The organism is Frankia sp. ACN1ag, assembly GCF_001414035.1.
In the GTDB taxonomy this organism is placed as follows: Bacteria; Actinomycetota; Actinomycetes; order Frankiales; family Frankiaceae; genus Frankia; species Frankia torreyi.
Genome location: NZ_LJPA01000004.1, coordinates 120,697 through 141,660 on the forward strand (window position 1 = coordinate 120,697; position 20,964 = coordinate 141,660).

Below are 20,964 nucleotides of genomic sequence, written 5' to 3' on the forward strand. Positions count from 1 at the left end.
CGCGCGGGGTCGACGTGGCCTCGTGGCAGCATCCAGGTGGCGGACCGATCGACTGGAACGCGGCTCGCGCCTCCGGCGTCAGCTTCGTGATCATCAAGGCCACCGAGGGACCGAACTACACCAACCCGTTCTTCGTGGCCGATCGCGACGCCGCCACCAGGGCCGGACTGGTGGTCGGCGCCTACCACTACGCCCGCCCGGCGCAGCCGCTGTCGACCGCCGTGGATCAGGCTCGCCACTTCATCGCCGTCAGCGGGCTGACGCGCACGGCCGGCCATCTCGCGCCCGTGCTGGACCTCGAGGACACCGGTGGACTCGACCCCAGGACACTCGCGGCCTGGACCCGGGCTTTCCTGGAGGAGGTCGAGTCCGCGACGGGCCGGGCCCCCATCCTCTACACCTACCGGTCGTTCTGGACCGGGAAGGTGGCGGACATCCACGACTTCGCGAAGTACCCGTTCTGGTTCGCGATCTACAACGACCAGGCGACCCCCGGCTGGCTACCCGGCGGCTGGCCGAACTGGGCACTGTGGCAGTACACCTCCGGCGGCACCGTGCCCGGGATCAGCGGCAGCGTGGACATGAACGTGCTGTGCTGCACGTCGACCGCGCTCGCCGCGCAGGCGGACGGCACCCACAGCGAGATCGAGAAGTGGCACGCGGCCGGCGGGCCGACCCGGGCCGCGCTCGGTGCCGCGGTCGGGGTCGAGAATCCCGCGGGCGGCGGGGGCCGTTGGCAGCAGTACGCCAACGGCCTGGCCTTCTGGTCCGTCGCCACCGGGGTGCACGCGCTGTACGGCCCGATCTCGACGAAGTACCTCGGCGTCGGCGGGTCGAACAGCTTCCTGCGCCGCCCGGTGAGCGACATCGAGATCGCCAGCGCGCCCGGCGCCCAGCAGGCCCGCTTTCAGGGCGGCTGGATCTACTGGCACCCCTCGACCGGCGCTCACGAGGTCCACGGCCGCATCCTGCAGACCTACCTGTCCCTCGGCGGCACGACGTCCAGCCTCGGCCTGCCCACGACCGACGAGTACTCGGTGCCGGGCGGGCGGGAGAGCACCTTCCAGCACGGCCGGCTGCGCTGGGACGCTGCCACGAACAAGGTCACGACGCTGCCGGTCGCCCTCGGCTGACGGGACGCTGCCGGCCGCCCTCGGCTGAAGGGGTGACGTCGGGGCGGGGCGGGTATCGCATCTAAGCGGCGGACGGTAGTTGTCTGACTACCGGATGCACACCGGACCGCACGGTGTCGGTGTCGACCCGCCGCGACCACGAGGTCGTGCCCCACCCTGCCCCGGTGGCCCCCCTCATCGGGGGCATGGCGGTTCACCGGTCGGGCGAGGCGTCGGCGTCGAACGGGGAGGATCAGATGGCAGGAAATCGGGCGGTACGCCCNCTGAGCGGATGGCTCACCTTCGCCGCCGTGATCATGTTCATCGTCGGCTTCCACAACCTGATCTACGGCATCGCGGCTCTGAACGACTACACGGTGGTCGTGAACAACCTCAACGGCGGCACCAACGTGCTCTACGCCGACATCAATTTCTGGGGGTGGCTGTGGATCGCGGTCGGCGTCGTCGAGATGCTGATCGCCTACGGGATCTACATCCGCAACGACACTGCGCGCTGGGCCGGCATCGTGATCGCGGCGATCANCGCGATCGGCCAGCTTGCCTTCATGGCGGCGTTCCCGGTGTGGTCGGTCGTCATCATCGCGATCGACATCCTGGTGATCTACGCGCTGTGCACCTACGACACCGCCCGAACCCGCAGCGGCTACGAGGAGCCGTACCCGGGCGACCGAGCCGGCGTCGGTGAGGCCGCCGGCCGCGGCGCGGGCGTCGGCGGCCGCCACCCGGAGGCGGCGGGTGCCCAACCGGGCTCCGGCGGGTTCACCGGCCGTGGCCCGGGGGGCCCGGGCCGAACCGGGCGCGGCGACGACGGTCCCCCGCCCACCGTCACCGACTGAGCCGGGATCGCCAGGCAGCGCACCGCAGGACGTAGTCGCCGAGGTGCCCGTCCGCGAACGTGCGGGCGTCCCAGTCATCGTCGGTCGCCTCGGCGGCGTCCAGCCAGAGATAGGCGGCCGCTTGGCGCCCGTCGGCCAGGGCGAGCGGGGCGGCCTCGTAGGCCGAGCCCTCGAAGGCGTCGAGCACGGCTCGTTCCCGCGGATCGAGGCCGACGAGCACCCGGCCCGCGACCGGCGCCTCGTCCCTGGCCACCCGGCGTACCAGCCCCGGGTAGAGGCGGTCGCGCAGCCGGGCGGCCCGCCACCCGGGGGCGGCGGCGGACTCCATCGGCGGCACCCGGCCGATCAGCGTCGAGACCACCTCGGGAAACATCAGCGTCCCGTAGACGAACAGCAGTGCACCGGGGCCGTCCGCCGGGACCGGCGGGCGGCGCTCGGCGGCGGATCGCGACATGGCATCACCGTAGCCCCGGTTGCGCAGCGGATGTCCCGATGCGCCAGGTGTGGGCGGCCGGCGGACGGGACCGGCGATCGTGGTGTTCCGCGCGACCGCGCCGCGCCGCCCGGCCTCAGCCCCCTAGAGTGCACTGACGTGAGCGACAACGCGGCGCTGGCCGCCCGGGTCCGGGCCGCCTCCCATCTGACCGGCACCTTCCTGCTCCGGTCGGGCAGGACGAGCACCGAGTACTTCGACAAGTACCTGTTCGAGGCCGACCCGGAGCTACTCGCCGCGATCGTCGACGGCCTGACCGGGCTGATTCCGCCGGGCACCGAGGTCCTGGCCGGGCTCGAACTCGGTGGCGTCCCCCTGGCCACCCTGCTCTCCCAGCGCACCGGCCTGCCCGCGCGGTTCGTGCGCAAGAAGGCCAAGGAGTACGGCACCCGGCGGATAGCCGAGGGCGGCGAGGTCTCCGGCCGCCGCGTCGTCCTGGTCGAGGACGTCGTCACCTCCGGCGGCGCCGTGCTCGACGCGACGAAGGTGCTGCGCGACGACGGCGCGATCGTCGAGGACGTGCTCTGCGTGATCGACCGCGGTGAGGGCGGCCGGGAACGGCTGGCCGAGCTCGGCCTGACCCTGCGTCCGCTGCTGACCCGCGCCGAGCTGGACGCCGCCGCCCCCTGAGCGACCGGGTCCGCGGCCGCGCGGCACCGGCGAGGATGTCCCAGATCGGCGTGTCGACCCAGCCCGGGGAGACGGCGTTGACCCGGATCGGCGCCAGCCTGACGGCGAGCGCCGCGGCGATCGATGCCAGCGCCCCGTTGATACCTGCGACTGATACCTGCGACGAGTGCCCCGCCGGCGCTCGGCCGGTGGGCGGCGATCCCGAAGGTGAAGGTGATCAAGCCGATCGGCAGCGGTCATGATCGGCTGGGAACCGCCGGGAAAACCACGCAGGCCCTGGAGAGGTCTCCAGGGCCTGCGTCACAACATGATCCGGGCCGTAGCCGGGCCAGTGGCAGGTGATGGATTCGAACCATCGTAGGCTGAGCCGACGGTTTTACAGACCGTTCCCTTTGGCCGCTCGGGCAACCTGCCTTCGTAGAGGAGCATACCGGTCCCGCCGGACCACCGGGACGGTGGACCGTCCCGCACGGCTGTCGTCGATCGAATACAACGGCGAGTGGCCACCCCCCGAGGCGGGTACCGCCCCTGATGACCACGTACGGTGCCTGACTCGACACCACCCGCTCGGCCAGACATCCCCGCACCGAACCGAACTGGAGGTCCGCGCACGTGGCAGACCCGTCCTTCGACATCGTCAGCAAAGTCGACGCACAGGAGATAGACAACGCCGTCAACCAGACAGCCAAGGAGATCCGGACCCGCTTCGACTTCCGCGACACGGGCGCATCGGCCGCCCTGTCCGGCGAGTCGATTCTGCTCGTAGCGAACACCGACGAGCGGGTCAAGGCGGTGCTCGATGTCCTGCAGGAGAAGTTCGTCAAGCGCGGCATCTCGCTCAAGGCGCTGTCGTTCGACGAGCCCAAGCCCTCGGGTAAGGAGTTCCGCCTGTCGGTGACCGTCCAGCAGGGCATCTCGGACGACAAGGCCCGGGCGATCGCCAAGAAGATCCGGACGGATGGCCCCAAGGGGGTGCAGGCCCAGATTCAGGGCGACCAGCTCCGGGTCACCGGGAAGAAGCGGGACGACCTGCAGCGGGTGATCCAGCTACTGAAGGCCGAGGACTTCGAGGTCCCGCTCCAGTTCGTCAACTACCGCTGAGGCCCGTACCCAGAAACGGCGCACCCCGCCCGATGGGGGGTTTCGGGCGGGGTGCCTGCGGCGGAACCTGGGGGGTTCGCTCCGCCGCTGTCGTGGCCGTGGAACGACTAGGTTCCCGGCTACCGTCCCGCGGTACGCGGTCGACGGTACGAGCTTACTCTGAGTCGTCCACTGTAATACGGTGATGCCACTGCGGACAACACTGCTGTCAGTTGCCCGTCAGCGATACGGATTCATACGCGCGAGCTGTTCCAGCCGGGCGATTCGCTCGTTCATGGGCGGATGGGTCGAGAACAGCCGGCCGACCCCGCCGCCGCGGAACGGGTTGGCAATCATCAGCGCGGCCGCTGGACCCAGCTTCGAGTTCTGCGGCAGCGGCCGAGCGGAGGTGCCCGCCTCCAGCTTGCGCAGCGCGCTGGCCAGCCCGAGCGGATCGCCGGTGAGCGTCGCGCCCGACTCGTCGGCCTGGTACTCCCGGGAGCGGCTGATGGCAAGCTGGATGATCGACGCCGCGACCGGACCCAGAATCATCAGCAGCAGCAGCTCGAAGATGCCCGGGCCGTTCTCCTCGTCCCGCCCGCCGAAGATGGCCAGGAACTGGGCCATGTTCGCCAGGTACACGATGACGCTGGCGAGGGCGCCGGCGACCGAGGCGATGAGGATGTCGCGGTTGTACACATGGCTGAGTTCATGCCCGAGGACGCCGCGCAGCTCGCGATCGTCCATCAGGTCCATGATGCCCTCGGTGCAGCAGACCGCCGCGTTTCCCGGATTGCGGCCGGTGGCGAAGGCGTTGGGCGAGCCGGTCGGGCTCAGGTACAGCCGCGGCATCGGCATGCGGGCATTGCGGGCGAGCTCCGCGACGATGGCGTAGAGCCGCGGCTGTTCGACCTGGGTGACCGGATAGGCCCGCATCGCCCGCAGGGCGATGCGATCCGAGAAGAAGTAGGAGAAGCCGTTCATCGCGAGCGCGAGCACCAGCGCGATGAGCAGCCCACCCCGCCCGAACAGGGACCCCACCAGCAGGATCGCGGCGGAGAGCACGCCCAGCAGCAGCGCGGTCTTCAGACCGTTGAGGTGGCGGTGTGGCATGGCGATCCGGTGTCCGTCCTGTCGAGCCGGTACGGGCTGTTCAACGCGGGGACTGCGCATCAACGTTCCCGTCCGCCGTGTGGCCGACCGCACCCGCGCGCAGTCGGTCGGCCACGGGCGCATCGAGCAGGCCGGCCCGCTCCAGCCCCCCGGTGGTGTAGGCCATCAGTGCCCGGTAGACATCCGCGACGGCCGGATCCACGGCGTCCAGCGCCCGCAGATGGGCTCGGACGGTGCCGAGATCGCCCCGACGGACCGGGCCCGTGGCCGCCGGCCAGCCACCGGTGAGAGCGTTGTCCAGGGACGCCCGCAGCAGGGGGGCGAGGGCGACGCCCGGATCGGCGACGCCCGCCGCCGCGAGCGTCTCCCGGGCGGCCACGGTCAGGCTGGTCAGGAAGTTGCCACCGAGGACCAGCGCGGCGTGGTAAAGATCACGTCGACCGTCCTCGATCAGCAGCGGGACGCCGCCGACGTCGGCGACGAGCCCCCGGGCCCGGGCCTCGGCACCCGGGTCGGCGGTGATGCCGAACGACACGCCGGCGAACGCGTCGGGGTTCCGCACCGCGTCGGGCAGCGTCATGATCGGGTGCAGTGCCACCCTGACCGCGCCCACGGATGCGCCGGCGGCGAGCACGCCCAGCCCGTGCCGGCCGCTGAGGTGCGCGAGGATCTGCTCCGCCCGCACGGCGTCCGCGGCCACGAGCTCGGCCGTCACCGGCGCGATCGCGTCGTCCGGGACGGCGACGAGCAGCACCTCGGCCGCCCGCAGCCACGGCGCCACCTGCGGCACTGCGCCGATCCGTGCGTCCGGGAACATGGCCGCCGCGCGTTCGCGGCCGAGGGGGGATCTGGTGGTCACCGCCACCACCGGGTGCCCCGCGGCGGCCAGGGCGAGGGCGACGGCGCTGCCGGCCCGACCCGCTCCGACGAGCCCGACCGTCTCCCGGCGTCCGCCATCGGGGGCTCGCTCCGGCCGTTCCAACGCCGGACTGGAGTGGGCCGGGCGGGGGCGCGAGGTCATGACTGCGATGCTGCTCTCCCGCCCGCGCGCCGGTCGCGATGGCACCTCGGCACCATCCGGCCAGTGCCTCGCGACCGATACGCTGCGTGGTGCGGCTCCCACCGCGGTGGCAACGGAAGATAGTGAGTCGCACACATGGAGTAATCGAAACAAAGTTGCGAATGTGTCTATTCGCCGACAGGCCGCCCGACCGGAGCTGTATGGAAAGCCGCCCGGAAGCGTATTGAATCCGTACCGCCCACACCCGTCAGGCGGGCGACGCATCCCGACCACCCGGACACGGATGGCAGCAGCCGGCCACCAGGACGGGGGCATACATACGCAGAGTCGACAGACAATCACTCTACGCCAGAACACACCGAGATCAACAAATTCGGGTCTGATCGTCGGGCCACCGCGTGCGATCGGTCGGCCCGGCACGCCGCACGCGTCCCATTGCTACAGCCGGTAGGCTGGTGTGGTACCCGAGGAGGTTACTGAAGGTGTCTGAGCAGGTCAGGGAGAGGGAGACCCGCCGGCTCGACCGGGTGGTCGTGCGCTTTGCGGGCGACTCCGGCGACGGTATGCAGCTCACCGGAGAGCAGTTCACCAGCGAGACGGCCACGTTCGGCAACGACCTGTCGACGCTCCCGGACTTTCCCGCCGAAATCCGTGCCCCAGCCGGCACCCCGGCCGGTGTATCCGGATTCCAACTACATTTTTCCGATCACGACATCCTCACCCCGGGTGACGCACCGGACGTCCTGGTTGCGATGAATCCCGCCGCGTTGAAGGCGAACCTCAAGGACCTGCCTCCCGGTGCGAATCTCATCGTCAACACGGACGCGTTCACGGGCGGAAACCTCAAGAAGGCGGGTTATGCGACAGACCCGCTGACGGACGGCACGCTCGACCCCTACTCGGTGCATCGGGTCCCCCTGACCTCGATGACCATCAACGCGGTGCACGCCGCGGAGGGGGTCGGCAGCGCGGTCAACAAGAAGGAGGCGGAGCGGGCGAAGAACATGTTCGCCCTGGGCCTCATGAGCTGGCTGTACCACCGTCCGACGGAGGGCACCGTCGGTTTCCTCGAGAAGAAGTTCGCGAAGCGGCCGGAGATCGCCGCAGCCAACATCGCGGCCTTCCGCGCCGGGTTCAACTACGGCGAGACCACGGAGTCCTTCACCGTCACCTACGAGGTGGCGCCGGCCCGGATGAGGTCCGGTACCTACCGGCGCATCACGGGCAACCTCGCCCTGTCCTACGGGCTCGTCGCGGCCGGCGAACTGACCGGCCTTCCGGTGTTCCTCGGGTCGTACCCGATCACCCCCGCCTCCGACATCCTGCACGAGCTGAGCAAGCACAAGCGGTTCGGCGTGNGGACGTTCCAGGCGGAGGACGAGATCGCCGGGATCGGCGCCGCGCTGGGCGCGTCCTTCGGCGGCTCGCTGGGCATCACCACGACCTCGGGTCCCGGGGTCGCGCTCAAGAGCGAGACCATCGGTCTGGCGGTGAGCCTGGAGCTGCCGCTGGTCATCGTCGACATCCAGCGTGGCGGGCCGTCGACCGGGCTGCCGACCAAGACCGAGCAGGCCGACCTGCTGCAGGCGATGTTCGGCCGCAACGGCGAGGCCCCCGTGCCGATCGTGGCGCCCCGCTCGCCCGGGGACTGCTTCGACGCCGCGATCGAGGCCGCGCGGCTCGCGACGAAGTACCGCACGCCGGTGTTCCTGCTCTCCGACGGCTACCTCGCCAACGGCTCCGAGCCGTGGCTGCTGCCGAGGCGCGAGGAGCTGCCGGACCTGACGGTCGCCTTCACCACCGAGCCGAACCACACCGGGCCGAAGGGGCCGGAGTTCTGGCCCTACCTGCGCNACCCGGAGACCCTCGCCCGGCCGTGGGCGGTCCCCGGTACGCCGGGCCTCGAGCACCGCATCGGCGGCATCGAGAAGTCCGACGGGCAGGGGAACATCTCCTACGACCCGGCCAACCACGACCGGATGGTCCGCCTGCGCGCGGCCAAGGTCGCCGGCATCGCGAACGACATCCCCCCGCTGGAGGTGGAGGATCCCTCCGGGCAGGCGCGCGTGCTCGTGCTCGGCTGGGGCTCCACCTACGGCCCGATCGCAGCCGGCTGCCGGCGGGTCCGCGCCAAGGGCCTGCACGTCGCCCAGGCGCACCTGCGCCATCTCAACCCCTTCCCGGCCAACACCGGGGAGATCCTGCGGTCGTATGACAAGGTGCTGATCCCCGAGATGAACCTCGGCCAGTTGCGGACGCTGATCCGGGCCGAGTTCCTTGTCGATGCGATCGGCTACAACCAGGTCCGCGGGCTGCCGTTCAAGGCGGCGGAGCTGGCCGGCGTCTTGGAGGACGTGATCAACCAGTGACCGTCACGACGAACCACACCGGTATCAGCAATCGGCTGCTCGACCTGGTGCCGGCCGCCCCGGCCCAGCAGAGCCGCAAGGACTTCACCTCCGACCAGGAGGTGCGCTGGTGCCCGGGCTGCGGTGACTACGCCATCCTCGCCACCGTGCAGGGCTTCCTCCCCGAACTCGGGGTCGCCCGCGAGAACATCGCCTTCATCTCCGGAATCGGCTGCTCCTCGCGGTTCCCGTACTACCTGCAGACCTACGGGATGCACTCCATCCACGGTCGTGCGCCGGCGATCGCCACCGGCCTCGCCACCTCACGGCCGGACCTGTCGGTCTGGGTGGTCACCGGCGACGGCGACGCGCTGTCCATCGGCGGCAACCACCTGCTGCACGCGCTGCGCCGCAACGTCAACCTCAAGATCCTCATGTTCAACAACCGGATCTACGGTCTGACCAAGGGCCAGTACTCGCCCACCTCCGAGGTAGGCAAGATCACCAAGTCGACGCCGTTCGGCTCGCTGGACCGGCCGTACAACCCGGTGTCGCTGGCGCTCGGTGCGGAGGCCACCTTCGTCGGGCGGTCGATCGACTCCGACCGGGCGCACCTGACCTCGGTGCTGCGCGCCGCGGCGGAGCACCCGGGCACCGCGTTCGTCGAGATCTTCCAGAACTGCAACATCTTCAACGACGGCGCCTTCGACACGCTGAAGGACCGGTCGAGCCGCGACGACGTGACGTTGAAGCTGACCCACGGCGAGCCGCTCGTCTTCGGCGCCGAGGGCGACAAGGCGATCCGCCGCGCGGCGGACGGCAGCCTGGAGGTCGTGCCCGCCGGCAGCCCGGGCGTCCTCGTCCACGACGCCGCCGCGGCGGACCCGAGCCAGTCCTTTGCGCTGTCCCGGCTCACCGGCGACACACACGGGGTGACGCCCATCGGGATCTTCCGCAGCGTCGACGCGCCCACGTACGACGAGGCGCTCAACACGCAGATCAGCGACGCTCGGGCCCGGCAGGGCGAGGGCGACCTGATGTCGCTGATCTCCGGTGGGGAGACCTGGACCATCGACTGATCCAGGTATGGCCGTCCGGGTCTGGTCGGCCACCACCGGCCGGTACCCGCCGGTCGACCGCCCTGCACGACCCGGGAACCCGCCGGACCGGCCGGACCACTCGGTCAGTCGAGCGGTCCGGTTGATCAACCAGCCGGCATGAAGGCCGGGGCGCGCGCATCGACGCCGCCCCGGCCTTTCGGCGTTCTGGGGATCCCCCGGGGGCACCCGAACGGCCGTCCAGGGGACCAGCGGGGGACCCCGAAAGCGGCAGCCAGAACCCGCCCGCCGAACAATCAGCCGCCGTCTCGACGTCCCGCCGGCGCGACGTCCCGCCGGCCGGCAGCCCGACGAGCCTCGGCGCGAACCGCCCGGCCTGTCCCCCGGCCATGGCCTGCCCGCAAGGCAGGCTGGCGGGCGGCCACGGCGGCCAGAACCCGGCCCGCTGGGGTCCGATGGGGCACGGCCATGCCGGAGGAATGAGGCGCGGAGCGGTCTGACGACGCCGTTCCGGCCACGGACCATCCCCCCTCGCACTAACAATTAACTAGTTACTTCGGATAAGTCCGGTATTTGCCGCTCCGACCAGGTCGGGTAAGGTCAGATTGCGCGTGGGGGTGCCGTGTGGCCCGGGGGGGCTCACAACACCAATGCAGCCGGAGGCGTAGTGCGGGGTCATCGAGCCCTCAGCCCGCGGTCCGCGGCCAGTCCGCGTTCGTCGGTGGGCACCGACCATGCCGCCGAGGCGGCCTGTTTGCAACTGCCCTGTTCTCGGGCGGGCCATGCCCGACCGGCCGGGTCCGAGGCGCTGCTGCCCGCCGGGGGCCGCCGTGGGTAGCCACTCCGCCGGCCGGCACTCCCGGGGTGCCGCCCCGCGCCGCCCAGCCGTCCCGTCCCCGATCGGCCTCGACGACCGCGCCTACGCCCCGACGCCCCCCACCGGGACCGTCGCGGCCTGGGACACCTCGGACCGCTCGGGCTGGTACGGCCCCGGGCCCTCCTCGACCCCGCGGCGGATCCCGCCGCGACCCCCGTTCGCCCCGCCCGGCGAGCTCGACACCCTTACCGGCCCGCTGTCGGTCAGCACCACCGCCCGCCAGGCCCGACAGTCCGCACCCGCCTGGGATGACCACCTGGCGGACGGGCCGCGGCGTGGCTGGCCGAGACACGGCCGATTCGCCACCGGCGGTCAGTTCGACAACGACCACCAGTACGACAACGGCCAGTACGACAACGACCAGTACGAGGCCGACCCGTTCGAGGGCGGTCCGCATGGCGAGAGCCGATTCGACGGCGACGGGGTGGAGGACGGCCGGTTCTACGCGGACGACCGGCTCGACGACGACCGGTACGACGCGGACGATCAGTACGAAACAGGCAACCGGCACGACTCGGACGACTGGTACGACGTCGAAGACGGATTCGACGCGGAGGATCGTTTCCGCGCCGGCCGGTTCTCGGACACGGGCTTCGGCGCTGACCGGTTCGCCGCGGACGACCGGTTCGCCGCGGACGACCAGTTCGACGAGGACGACCGGTTCGACGACGACCGGTGGTCGGACTTCCCGGCGCACGACGCGCCCTCCTGGGAGCAGGGCTCCCGGTTCGCCGCCTCCTCACGGCTGCTGAGCCCCTCCTTCGGCGCATCCTTCACCGCCAGCCGGATGCCGACCACCAGCCGGCCGCCTGCCGCCGGCCGGAGGCCCACCGGCCCCCGCCGCAGCGGGCCGGCGTCGGCGGCCGCGCGGAACCTCGCGCCGGCCGAGCGTGTCACGGGTGCCCACCGGGCTCCGATCCGGCGCGGCAACGGGCGGGTGCGCCTGGCCGCCGCCGGCACTGCCTCGCTGGCCGGGCTGTCGGCGCTGGTCGCCGGGGTGGCTTTCGGGGGCGATGGGGGGGGCGGCGCAGCGGTCCCGAACGCCGGTGAGGCATCGCGGATCCAGTACACCGGCACGGAGACCCTCGCCTACGGTGCGTCGCAGACCCAGGCGTCGCGAGACCGCACGCAGAGCTCGCCGCCGCGGGCCGAGCTTGCGCCGAGCGCCGACAGGGCGGGCACCGGGACCGGCGGGTCCAGCGCATCGGGGTCGAGTGCCGTCACCACGGTCGCGCTGGGCCCCACCACCGCCCCGATTCCGATCATCTCTCTGACCCCGCGCGACCAGCCGACGACCGGGCCGACCGACCTACGCTCCCTCGCGCCGAGCGCCGGCACCGTGACGGGCACCTCCGCCACGGCGACCCCGACCACCACGGCGACCTCGTCGGCGTCCGACGGCGGAGCCACCAGCCCGGCCGCGAGCCCGTCGGCCACTCCGAGCGCCACCTCGTCCCCCGGCACCGGTGCGCTGCCGTTCCATCCGGTCGATGTGGAGCCGCTGCTCGGCTCCTGGTTCAGCGCCCCGTCCTCGACCTCCTCGACCGCCACCACGTCGTCGGCGTCCACGTCGTCCGGGGTTCCGGCTCAGCGGTCCAGCAGCACGCCGAGCGCGTCCCAGACCGCCCACTGATCGCCCCCGCCGGCCCCGGAGGCGGCCGCCACTCCGCCGGAACGCCCGCTTCCTGTCCCGGAACACGGCGTCCGCCTCCGGCGCGGCAACGGCCCTGCGCCGGAGGCGATCGGTCGGCCGACCTCGGGCCGACGGGGGCGGAGTATCAGCCGCGCGGCCGGGCCAGGTCGCGCGGGTAGGCCAGTCCCGCAGGTGGGCCGGTTGCGGGGGCGCCGGCGTGGCCGGGGGCGTCAGCCGGTGCGGTCGATGACGAAGTCGGCGAGGGACTCCAGGGCCGCCTTCGCCCCGTTGTCCGGCAGCGGAGCCAGGCATTCCCGGGCGCGGGTCGACCAGGTGACGAGCTCCCGGCGGGCCCTGGCCATCCCCTCGTGCGCGCGCAGCAGCTCGATCGCCTCCGCGACGCCTTCCTCCGGGTTCCCACCCCCGGCGGCGAAGTCCGAGTTGATGAGCTCCCGAAGCCGGGCGGCGGGCCGGTCGTCGGCCTGCAGCGCGTAGAGCACCGGCAGGGTGGGGATGNCCTCCCGCAGGTCCGTGCCGGGGGTCTTGCCGGAGTCGGCCGGGTCGGAGGCGACGTCGATGATGTCGTCGGAGAGCTGGAAGGCCACCCCGAACAGTTCCCCGAAGGTTGCCAGGGTGTCGACGGTGAGCGGGTCCGCGCCGGCGAGCATCGCACCGAGGCGGCCGGAGGTGGCGATCAGCGAGGCGGTCTTCTCCGTGACCACCCGCAGGTAGTGCTCGACCGGGTCCTGGTCGGGGGCGGGGCCGACGGTCTCGCGGATCTGGCCCTCACACAGGGTCGCGATCGTCCGGGCGAGGATCCGGGTCGCCGCGGGGCCCAGGTCCGCGGTGATGTCGGAGGCGCGGGCGAACAGGTAGTCGCCGGTGAGGATCGCGACCGTGTTCGTCCACCGGGCGTTGGCGGACGCCGCTCCCCGGCGCCGGGGAGCCTCGTCCATCACGTCATCGTGGTAGAGCGTCGACAGATGGGTGAGTTCGATCGCGACGGCCGCCGGCACCACCCCGGGGGCGTGCGGATCGGCGAACTGCGCCGCCAGCAGCACGACGATCGGGCGGAAGCGTTTACCCCCCGCATCGACGAGATGCCGCGAGGTCTCGGTCACGAAGGAGAACTCGCTGCGCACAGATGCGCGTAGCAGCTCCTCCACCTGACCAAGCCCATCTCGCACGGCTTTTTCCAGATCAGGATCGGTCCTGATCCCCACGACGTCCAGCCCGATAGCGCTCATACCACCGTCAGCGTACGAAGCCGGACGTCGCCGCGGTATTCGCGAGGTCCAGAAGGGGCTGTGGCGCTACTCCCAGGACCAGTGTCGCCACGGTGCCGATGCCGACCGTGGCGAACGTCAGGGTCGGTCGGGTGACCACGACGGGCCCCTCGGCGAGCGGCTCCGAGAAGAACATCAGCACGATCACGCGCACGTAGAAGAAGGCCGCGATCGCGCTGCAGACCAGCGCCACGACCACAAGTGGGGTCGCGTCGCCCTCGATCGCCGCCTGGAACACGGCGAACTTCCCGGTGAAGCCGCTGGTCAGCGGGATGCCGGCGAGCGCCAGCAGGAGGAAGGAGAACGTGCCGGCCAGCAGCGGCGAGGTGCGGCCGAGACCGCGCCACTGGGACAGGTCGCTGGCCTCGCCGTCGCTCGTGCGCACCAGTGAGACCACGGCGAACGCGGCGATCGTGGTGAAGCCGTAGGTGACCAGGTAGAACATCGAGCCGCGCAGGCCGTCGGTGTTGGTGCCGGCGAGCCCCACGAGCAGGAAGCCGGCGTGGGCGACCGCTGAGTAGGCCAGCATCCGCTTGATGTCGCGCTGGGTCAGCGCCAGCACCGCGCCGACGACCATCGTGAGGATCGCCACGGTCCACAGCACCGGCCGCCAGTCCCAGCGCAGGCCGCCGAAGGCGACGTAGAAGACGCGCAGCAGGGCACCGAAGGCGGCAACCTTGGTCCCGGCGGCCATGAACGCGGTCACCGGGGTCGGGGACCCCTGGTAGACGTCGGGCGTCCACGAGTGGAACGGCGCGGCGCCGATCTTGAAGAACAGGCCGACGGCCAGCAGGCCGAGCGACAGGTAGAGGTAGAGGTCGTTCTTCCCCACCGTGCCGACCGCGTCGGCGACCTTGCCGAGCTCCACGCTGCCGGCAAATCCGTAGGCGAACGCGACGCCGTAGAGAAAAAATGCCGATGAGAATGCTCCGAGCAGGAAGTACTTCATCGCCGCCTCCTGCGAGAGCAGGCGCCTGCGCCGGGCGAGCCCGGCCAGCAGATACAGCGGCAGCGACAGGATCTCCAGCGCCACGAACATCACCAGCAGGTTGTTCGAGGCGACGAAAAGCATCATGCCGGTGACCGAGAAGACCATCAGCGGGTACGCCTCGGTCTGCATGTCCGCGGAGGTCTGCTGCGCGGTCGAGCCCTTCGACCCGGGGGTGATCGCCGCCGAGGCGACGATCGCGCCGCCGGAGGAGTCGAGCCGGCGCTCGGCTACGAGCAGCACCGACAGCAGCGCGAAGACCAGGATCGTGCCCTGCATGAACAGCGTCGGCGCGTCGATCGCCACCGCGCCCGAGGCGAGCACCGCGTGCCGGCCGTGCAGCACCGCGACCGCGACCAGCGCGGCGATGAAACCGCCGCCGGCCAGGACGGGCTGGATGACCCGACGCGCCCCGCGGGTGGCGAAGGCGTCGACGAGCACCCCGACCAGCGCCACCACGAAGACGATGAGCAGCGGGCTGAGCGAGGAGTACTCGATCGACGGCGGCGTGATCTTCTGCGTCTGCGCCAGCAGGACGGTCGGATCGGCGCTCACGAATGGCCTCCGGGCTGCGCTGAGGCGGGATGGGCGGCCGCCGGGTGGGTCGGTGCCGGATCGGACTTGCCGATGTCGGCGTAGGTCGCCGTCACCGTCGGCCTGATGATGNCAAGCAACGGCTTCGGATACACCCCCAGGGCGACGATGAGCGCGACCAGCGGCGCCACGACGACCTTCTCGCGCAGGCCGAGGTCGTGCAGGACCCTGTTCTCCTCGTGGACGACCGGGCCGGTCATCGTCCGCTGGTACAGGTACAGCACGTAGATCGCCGCGAGCACGATGCCGCAGGTCGCCACGATCGCCAGCGGCTTGTTCGCGGTGAACGTGCCGACGAGGACGAGGAACTCGCTGACGAAGCTGTTCGTCCCGGGCAGCGCCAACGACGACAGCCCGGCGAGGAGGAAGACCCCGGCGAGCACCGGCGTCACCTTCGCCAGGCCGCCGTAGGCGCCGACGTCGCGGGTGCCCCGGCGGGTCACCAGGAAGCCGACGACCAGGAACAGCAGCCCCGTCGACAGCCCGTGGTTGACCATGTAGAGCACCGCGCCGGTGCCGGCCTGGCTGGTGAAGGCGAACAGGCCCAGCGCGATGAAGCCGAAGTGGGCGAGCGAGGTGTAGGCGACGAGGCGTTTCATATCTCGTTGCCCGATGGCCAGCAGCGCCCCGTAGAAGATCCCGACGACCGCCAGGCCCAGCACCAGCGGGGCGAAGTAGTCCGCGGCGTCTGGGAACAGCGGGATGCAGTAGCGGATCAGCCCGAAGGTCCCCACCTTGTCCAGCACGCCGACGAGCAGCACCGCGCCGCCGGTGGGCGACTGGGCGCCCGCGTCGGGCAGCCAGGTGTGGAACGGGAACAGCGGTGCCTTGATGGNGAACGCGACGAAGAAGCCGAGGAACAGCAGCTTCTGCACCCCGGGGGTGATCTCCATCTGCCGCAGGGTGGCGAAGTCGAACGTGCCGTGCCCGAGGTTGTCCGCGGACACAACGTACAGGCCGATCACCGCGGCGAGCATGAGCAGTCCGCCGAGCAGGCTGTAGACCAGGAACTTCACCGCCGCGTAGGAGCGCTGCGCCTGCTCCTTCACCGGGCCGTAGCTGCCGATGAGGAAGTACATCGGGATCAGCATCGCCTCGAAGAACACGTAGAACAGGAAGACGTCGGTCGCGGCGAACACGCCGATCATCCCGGCTTCCAGGGCGAGCAGCAGCGCGAAGAACGCCGGCACCGAACGGCGGCCGTGCCTCTCGGCGGCCTCGCCTCGCGCTTCGACCGGCGGGATCGTCACGGTCCGCGCCGGGGCCGGGGCGGCCAGCGCAACCGCGGTCCCGCCCGAGCCGCCACCGCCACCTGACCCACCACCGCCGCCCAGGTCATCACCGCCGAGCCCGCCGACACCGCCGACACCGCCGAGCCCGCCGACACCGCCGATTTCTCCGGCCACGCCGATCGGCCCGACTCCGCCGGCGGAACCGGTGCCCCCGGCGGACCCGCCGGGCGTGCCGCCGGTGGCGTCGGGGGCGACCGTGGGCGCGGGGACACGGCCACCGCCCGTGGCGTCGCCGTCGACCTCGTCCCACGACGACAGCACCACGACGGGCACCAGCAGCGCGGCCAGCAGCATCAGTACCAGCGAGATGCCGTCGGCCCCGACCGAGTAGGAGATGCCGAACGTGGAGATCCAGTCGTAGGACTGGCCGAACTGGAAACCGGCCTTGTCGGGGTCGTAGGCGAAGGTCGCGAGCACGGCGAGCACCAGGACCGCGAGCGTGATGCCGANAGTGAGCTGCTTGGCGAGCGTGGCGTGGCGCCGCGGCAGGGCAGCGACGACCACCGCTCCCGCGGCCGGGACGATGAGCAGGATCGTCAACCAGGGGACTGTGTTCACGTCAGCCCGCCCTCACCAGCAGCAGTGCGCCGACCACGAGGACGGCACCTCCCAACATCGACAGAGCGTAGGACCGAACGAAGCCGGTCTGCAGGCGGCGCATCCGCCCGGACAGCCCGCCGATGGCGGCGGCGCTGCCCCGCACGAGCCCGTCGATGCCGACGAGGTCCAGCCAGACCAGGAAGCGGGTCAGGTACTGGCCGGGACGCATGGCGACGGTCTCGTTGAACGTGTTCGCGAACAGGTCGTGCCGGGCGGCGAAGGTGACCAGGGTGACCTCGGTGTCCGGCCGGGCCACGGACTCGACCGGCCGCATCTGGTAGCGCAGGTAGGCGCCGGCGAAACCGCCCGCGGTCACCACCAGGGTGAGCAGGGTGAGCACGACCGGAGAGAACGTGTGCACGCCCTCGACGCCCGTCCCGGCGACCGGTTCGAGCCAGTCCTGCAACGAGTGGCCGAGGACGAACAGGCCGCCGGCGAACACCGAGCCGACCGCCAGCACGATCATCGGCCCGGTCATCGACACCGGCGACTCGTGCGGGTGCTTGGCGGCCGGNCCCTCCGCCGACCAGCGCGGCTTGCCGTGGAAGGTCATCAGGAACAGCCGGGTCATGTAGAACGCGGTGATGCCCGCGCCCAGCAGCGCGATCGAGCCGAGCAGGTAGCCGGACGTGCCGCCCTTGTCGAACGCCGTCTCGATGATGCGGTCCTTGGTGAAGAACCCGGACAGCCCCGGAAAGCCGATGATCGCCAGGTAGCCGAGGCCGAAGGTCACCCAGGTGATCGGCATGTACCGCCACAGCCCGCCGTAGTGGCGCAGGTCCTGGTCGTCGTCCATCCCGTGGATCACCGACCCGGCGCCGAGGAACAGGCCGGCCTTGAAGAAGCCGTGGGCCAGCAGGTGCATGATGCCCAGCGCGTAGCCCGCGGGCCCCAGGCCCACGGCGAGGAACATGTAGCCGATCTGGCTGACCGTCGAGTAGGCCAGCACCTTCTTGATGTCGTCGTAGGCGCAGCCGATGACGCAGCCGATGAGGATCGTCGCGGCGCCGATGATGACGACGACGGTGCGCGCCGCCTGCGTCCCGTCGAAGATCGGCCCGGCCCGCACGATGAGGTACACCCCGGCGGTGACCATCGTCGCCGCGTGGATGAGCGCGGAGATCGGGGTGGGGCCCTCCATGGCGTCCGGCAGCCATGCCTGCAGCGGGAACTGGCCGGACTTGCCGCACGCGCCGAGCAGGAGCAGCAGCGCGATCGCGGTCAGGGTGCCGTAGCCGATGACGCCCGCGGCGGCGGCGCCGAACACGTCCGCGTAGCTGGTCGAACCCACGGTGGCGAACATGAACATGATCGCCAGGGCGAGGCCGACGTCGCCGACCCGGTTCATGTAGAAGGCCTTGTTCGCCGCGGTGGCCGCGGCCGGTCGGTCCTCCCAGAACTTGATGAGCAGGTACGACGACAGGCCGACCAGCTCCCAGCCGGCGTAGAGCGACAGGAAGTTGTTGCCCAGGACGAGCAGCAGCATCGACGCCAGGAACAGGTTCATGTAGGCGAAGAACTTCCGCCTGTTCGGGTCGTGCGCCATGTAGCCGATCGAGTAGATGTGGATCAGTGTGCCGACGCCGGTGATCAGCAGTACGAACACGATCGAGAGCTGGTCGACGAGCAGGCCGACGTCCACCCGGAAGCCGTTCACCGGGATCCAGGAGTACAGATGCTGCGACAGCGCCCGGTCGTCGCCGTCCCGGCCGAGCAGCGCGGCGAACAACACCAGGCCGAGCACGAAGCTCGCCGCCGCCGCGAGCGTGCCGATGATGTGGCCGACCCGGTCGGTGCGCCGCCCGCCGAGCAGCAGCACCGCGGCGCCGGCCAGCGGCAGCACGATGAGCAGCCAGGACAGCGAGAACACCCCGGAGGCGGCGGCGTAGTGGATCGGCTGGCCGCCGGGTTCGGTAGCGGCGAGCAGAGCCGGGGCGACCCTCATCGCGACCCCGCCACGGCGCGTCGTTGGCGATAAAGCGTCACTGCAGTCTCGTCCGTTCTTCCATGACCGCCGGGGGCGCCGCGGCCGCTGGGTCGCAGGTCAGTACTTCAGCAGGTTCACGTCGTCCACCGACGCCGAGCGACGGGTGCGGAAGATGCTGAGGATGATGGCCAGGCCGATGACGACCTCGGCGGCGGCGACGACCATGACGAAGAACGCCATGATCTGGCCGTCGAGGGTGCCGTTGATCCGGGAGAACGTGACCAGGGTCAGGTTCACGGCGTTGAGCATGAGCTCGATCGACATGAACACGACGATCGCGTTACGCCGGACGAGGACCCCGACGGTGCCGATGGTGAACAGCAGCGCCGAGAGGATCAGGTAGTTCGCGGGATTCACCGCTCGTCTCCCTTACCGGCGCCCGCCAGCGCCGAGCCGTTCACGTCGACCGGATCCGTTCCGCCCGCGGCGCCGTCCGCCGCGGCGCCGTCCGTCGGCGCCGGGGGTGTCGGCGCGCCCGGCGTGGAGCCGCCGCCCGCGCCCGGTCCGCCCGGCCGGCCCGGTCCTGCCGGCCCGCCGGATCCCCGCGGGCCGCCGGGACCCGCCGACCCCGGGCCATCGGACACTCCGGGGGCGCCTGGGGAACCCGGGGTGTCCGGGGCGTCCGCCGCCTCCCGGCCGTCGGGGAGGTCCGCGGCGCCCGGTTCGTCGGCGCCCCCGGGGATGCCGGGGATGCCGGGGATGCCGCCGATCCCGGAGGCGCGGCCGCCGCCGGGCAGCAGGCCGAGGGTGTCGGCCGAGTCGTGCCGGGCGAAGACGCCGGGTCCGGGCAGCGGGGTGACCTGGCGGCCGGGTTCGGCGAACCGGCGGCGCATCCGCTCCCGCTGGTCGACCCGGCCGCCCTCGCGCTCGCGGTGGCCGAGCACCATCGTCCCGATCGCGGCGACGACGAGCAGCGCCGAGACCGCCTCGAAGACGAAGACGTAGTTACTGAACAGCAGCCGACCGATCGCCTGGACGTTGCCGCCCTCGTTGGCCTTGTCGAGGCCCTTGGCGCTGCCGCCGTCGATGGCCGAGCCGATCGGGAAGACCAGCAGCCCGGCGAAGCCGAGCCCGAAGATCGCCGCGCCGAGCCGCTGGCCACGGATGGTCTCCACCAGCGAGTCCGAGGAGTCGACGCCGACGAGCATGAGCACGAACAGGAACAAAACCATGATCGCGCCTGCGTAGACGATGATCTGCACGAACCCGAGGAACGGCGCCTGCTGGACCAGGTAGAACACCGCGACGCAGAACAGGTTCGCCACCAGCAGCAGCGCTGCGTGCACGGCGCTGCGGACCAGCACCATCCCGACCGCGGCCAGCACCGCGATCGGCGCCAGGATCCAGAACACCGCGGCCTCGCCGGTGGAGGTGCTGGTGATCTCGCCCGCGGCGGCGAGCAGAGTCGCGTGGGTCATCGCGGCCGCTCCGACCCGGCGTCGGAACCGCCGGCGGCCGCGCGTTGCTCGTCGGTCACCTGCCAGGGCAGCGGCGCGTCGGGGTCGCGCACGTAGTAGTCGGTCTCGCTGGAGCCGAGCCGCATCGGGTGCGGCGGCGCCTCCATGCCGGCGGCCAGCGGGGCGAGGAGCTGCTCCTTGGTGAAGATCAGGTCCCGGCGGTTGTCGTCGGCGAGCTCGTAGTCGTTCGACATCGTCAGCGCCCGGGTCGGGCACGCCTCGATGCACAGCCCGCACAGGATGCAGCGCAGGTAGTTGATCTGGTAAACGCGGCCGTACCGCTCCCCCGGCGAGTAGCGCTCGGTCTCGGTGTTGTCGGCGCCCTCGACGTAGATGGCGTCGGCGGGGCAGGCCCACGCGCACAGCTCGCAGCCGACGCACTTCTCCAGCCCGTCCGGATGACGGTTGAGCTGGTGGCGGCCGTGGAACCGGGGCGCGGTCTCCTTCTTCTGCTCCGGGTACTGCTCCGTCGTCGGCTTCTTGAACATCGTCGAGAAGGTGACGCCGAAGCCCTTGTAGGGGTCGAAGAAGCCCATGA

Annotated in this window: 13 protein-coding genes, 1 tRNA gene and 11 pseudogenes; 8 read left to right on the forward strand and 17 right to left on the reverse strand. The window is 71.2% G+C overall.

The window, feature by feature from the left end; genetic code table 11:
- A pseudogene (locus UK82_RS04545) lies at nucleotides 1-1,133 on the forward strand (GH25 family lysozyme); the annotation flags it as partial.
- 825 nt (nucleotides 1,134-1,958) lie between these two features.
- On the opposite strand, the gene UK82_RS04555 reads toward UK82_RS04545, so the two are convergent.
- On the reverse strand, nucleotides 1,959-2,423 hold the full coding sequence (locus UK82_RS04555; protein WP_044885140.1) for a gamma-glutamylcyclotransferase family protein: 465 nt from the start codon (nucleotides 2,421-2,423) through the stop codon (nucleotides 1,959-1,961).
- 138 nt (nucleotides 2,424-2,561) lie between these two features.
- On the opposite strand from UK82_RS04555, the gene pyrE reads away from it, so the two are divergent.
- Nucleotides 2,562-3,092 (forward strand): orotate phosphoribosyltransferase, encoded by a 531-nt coding sequence (gene pyrE, locus UK82_RS04560; protein WP_044885139.1) that lies wholly within the window; start codon nucleotides 2,562-2,564, stop codon nucleotides 3,090-3,092.
- Nucleotides 3,093-3,129: 37 nt separating this feature from the next.
- Here pyrE and UK82_RS41955 read toward each other — a convergent pair.
- Nucleotides 3,130-3,234 (reverse strand): annotated as a pseudogene (locus tag UK82_RS41955) (SDR family oxidoreductase); the annotation flags it as partial.
- 190 nt (nucleotides 3,235-3,424) lie between these two features.
- A tRNA-Tyr gene (locus UK82_RS04565) sits at nucleotides 3,425-3,506 on the reverse strand.
- A 198-nt stretch (nucleotides 3,507-3,704) separates the two neighbouring features.
- Here UK82_RS04565 and UK82_RS04570 point away from each other — a divergent pair.
- Entirely contained in the window at nucleotides 3,705-4,193 is a 489-nt protein-coding gene (locus UK82_RS04570) for a YajQ family cyclic di-GMP-binding protein (protein WP_035923074.1), read from the forward strand.
- Nucleotides 4,194-4,412: 219 nt separating this feature from the next.
- Here UK82_RS04570 and htpX read toward each other — a convergent pair whose 3' ends face one another.
- Entirely contained in the window at nucleotides 4,413-5,285 is an 873-nt protein-coding gene (gene htpX, locus UK82_RS04575; protein ID WP_044885137.1) for a zinc metalloprotease HtpX, read from the reverse strand.
- A 40-nt stretch (nucleotides 5,286-5,325) separates the two neighbouring features.
- Nucleotides 5,326-6,306, reverse strand: coding sequence for a Rossmann-like and DUF2520 domain-containing protein (locus tag UK82_RS04580; RefSeq protein WP_082121853.1), 981 nt, complete (start codon nucleotides 6,304-6,306; stop codon nucleotides 5,326-5,328).
- A gap of 482 nt (nucleotides 6,307-6,788) precedes the next feature.
- On the opposite strand from UK82_RS04580, the gene UK82_RS35695 reads away from it, so the two are divergent.
- From UK82_RS35695 to UK82_RS04595, 5 genes and pseudogenes are all read left to right on the forward strand, one after another.
- Nucleotides 6,789-7,664 (forward strand): 2-oxoacid:acceptor oxidoreductase family protein (locus tag UK82_RS35695; RefSeq protein WP_236705503.1); only part of this gene is annotated, 876 nt, incomplete at its 3' end.
- Between the two features lies 1 nt (nucleotide 7,665).
- Nucleotides 7,666-8,159, forward strand: a pseudogene (locus UK82_RS35700) (2-oxoglutarate ferredoxin oxidoreductase subunit alpha); the annotation flags it as partial.
- 1 nt (nucleotide 8,160) lies between these two features.
- Nucleotides 8,161-8,675, forward strand: a pseudogene (locus tag UK82_RS35705) (2-oxoglutarate ferredoxin oxidoreductase subunit alpha); the annotation flags it as partial.
- A complete protein-coding gene (locus UK82_RS04590) occupies nucleotides 8,672-9,733 on the forward strand; it encodes a 2-oxoacid:ferredoxin oxidoreductase subunit beta (RefSeq protein WP_044885135.1) in 1,062 nt (353 codons plus the stop codon). The pseudogene UK82_RS35705 and the gene UK82_RS04590, both read left to right, overlap by 4 nt.
- A gap of 809 nt (nucleotides 9,734-10,542) precedes the next feature.
- Nucleotides 10,543-12,222 (forward strand): hypothetical protein, encoded by a 1,680-nt coding sequence (locus UK82_RS04595; protein WP_236705504.1) that lies wholly within the window; start codon nucleotides 10,543-10,545, stop codon nucleotides 12,220-12,222.
- Nucleotides 12,223-12,452: 230 nt separating this feature from the next.
- Here UK82_RS04595 and UK82_RS35710 read toward each other — a convergent pair.
- From UK82_RS35710 to nuoI, 12 genes and pseudogenes are all read right to left on the reverse strand, one after another.
- Nucleotides 12,453-12,738: pseudogene (locus UK82_RS35710) on the reverse strand (polyprenyl synthetase family protein); the annotation flags it as partial.
- A gap of 1 nt (nucleotide 12,739) precedes the next feature.
- A pseudogene (locus UK82_RS04600) lies at nucleotides 12,740-13,469 on the reverse strand (polyprenyl synthetase family protein); the annotation flags it as partial.
- A gap of 7 nt (nucleotides 13,470-13,476) precedes the next feature.
- Entirely contained in the window at nucleotides 13,477-15,051 is a 1,575-nt protein-coding gene (gene nuoN, locus UK82_RS04605; protein WP_044885132.1) for an NADH-quinone oxidoreductase subunit NuoN, read from the reverse strand.
- A partial coding sequence (locus UK82_RS35715; RefSeq protein WP_236705538.1) for a hypothetical protein occupies nucleotides 15,048-15,162 on the reverse strand: 115 nt, incomplete at its 5' end. The genes nuoN and UK82_RS35715, both read right to left, overlap by 4 nt.
- A gap of 1 nt (nucleotide 15,163) precedes the next feature.
- Nucleotides 15,164-15,925: pseudogene (locus tag UK82_RS35720) on the reverse strand (NADH-quinone oxidoreductase subunit M); the annotation flags it as partial.
- 1 nt (nucleotide 15,926) lies between these two features.
- Nucleotides 15,927-16,831: pseudogene (locus UK82_RS35725) on the reverse strand (proton-conducting transporter membrane subunit); the annotation flags it as partial.
- Between the two features lies 1 nt (nucleotide 16,832).
- Nucleotides 16,833-16,940, reverse strand: a pseudogene (locus tag UK82_RS35730) (hypothetical protein); the annotation flags it as partial.
- A gap of 1 nt (nucleotide 16,941) precedes the next feature.
- Nucleotides 16,942-17,496: pseudogene (locus tag UK82_RS35735) on the reverse strand (NADH-quinone oxidoreductase subunit L); the annotation flags it as partial.
- Nucleotide 17,497: 1 nt separating this feature from the next.
- A pseudogene (nuoL, locus tag UK82_RS04615) lies at nucleotides 17,498-18,927 on the reverse strand (NADH-quinone oxidoreductase subunit L); the annotation flags it as partial.
- 99 nt (nucleotides 18,928-19,026) lie between these two features.
- The gene (nuoK, locus tag UK82_RS04620) at nucleotides 19,027-19,326 is read right to left on the reverse strand and encodes an NADH-quinone oxidoreductase subunit NuoK (RefSeq protein WP_044885129.1); all 300 of its coding nucleotides are present in this window, start codon (nucleotides 19,324-19,326) and stop codon (nucleotides 19,027-19,029) included.
- Complete coding sequence (locus UK82_RS04625) at nucleotides 19,323-20,387, reverse strand: NADH-quinone oxidoreductase subunit J (protein WP_055406447.1); 1,065 nt, start codon at nucleotides 20,385-20,387, stop codon at nucleotides 19,323-19,325. The genes nuoK and UK82_RS04625 overlap by 4 nt, the downstream gene beginning before the upstream one ends.
- Nucleotides 20,384-20,962 (reverse strand): NADH-quinone oxidoreductase subunit NuoI, encoded by a 579-nt coding sequence (gene nuoI / locus UK82_RS04630; RefSeq protein WP_044885127.1) that lies wholly within the window; start codon nucleotides 20,960-20,962, stop codon nucleotides 20,384-20,386. Before nuoI ends, UK82_RS04625 begins: the two co-directional genes overlap by 4 nt.
- Nucleotides 20,963-20,964 lie beyond the last annotated feature (2 nt).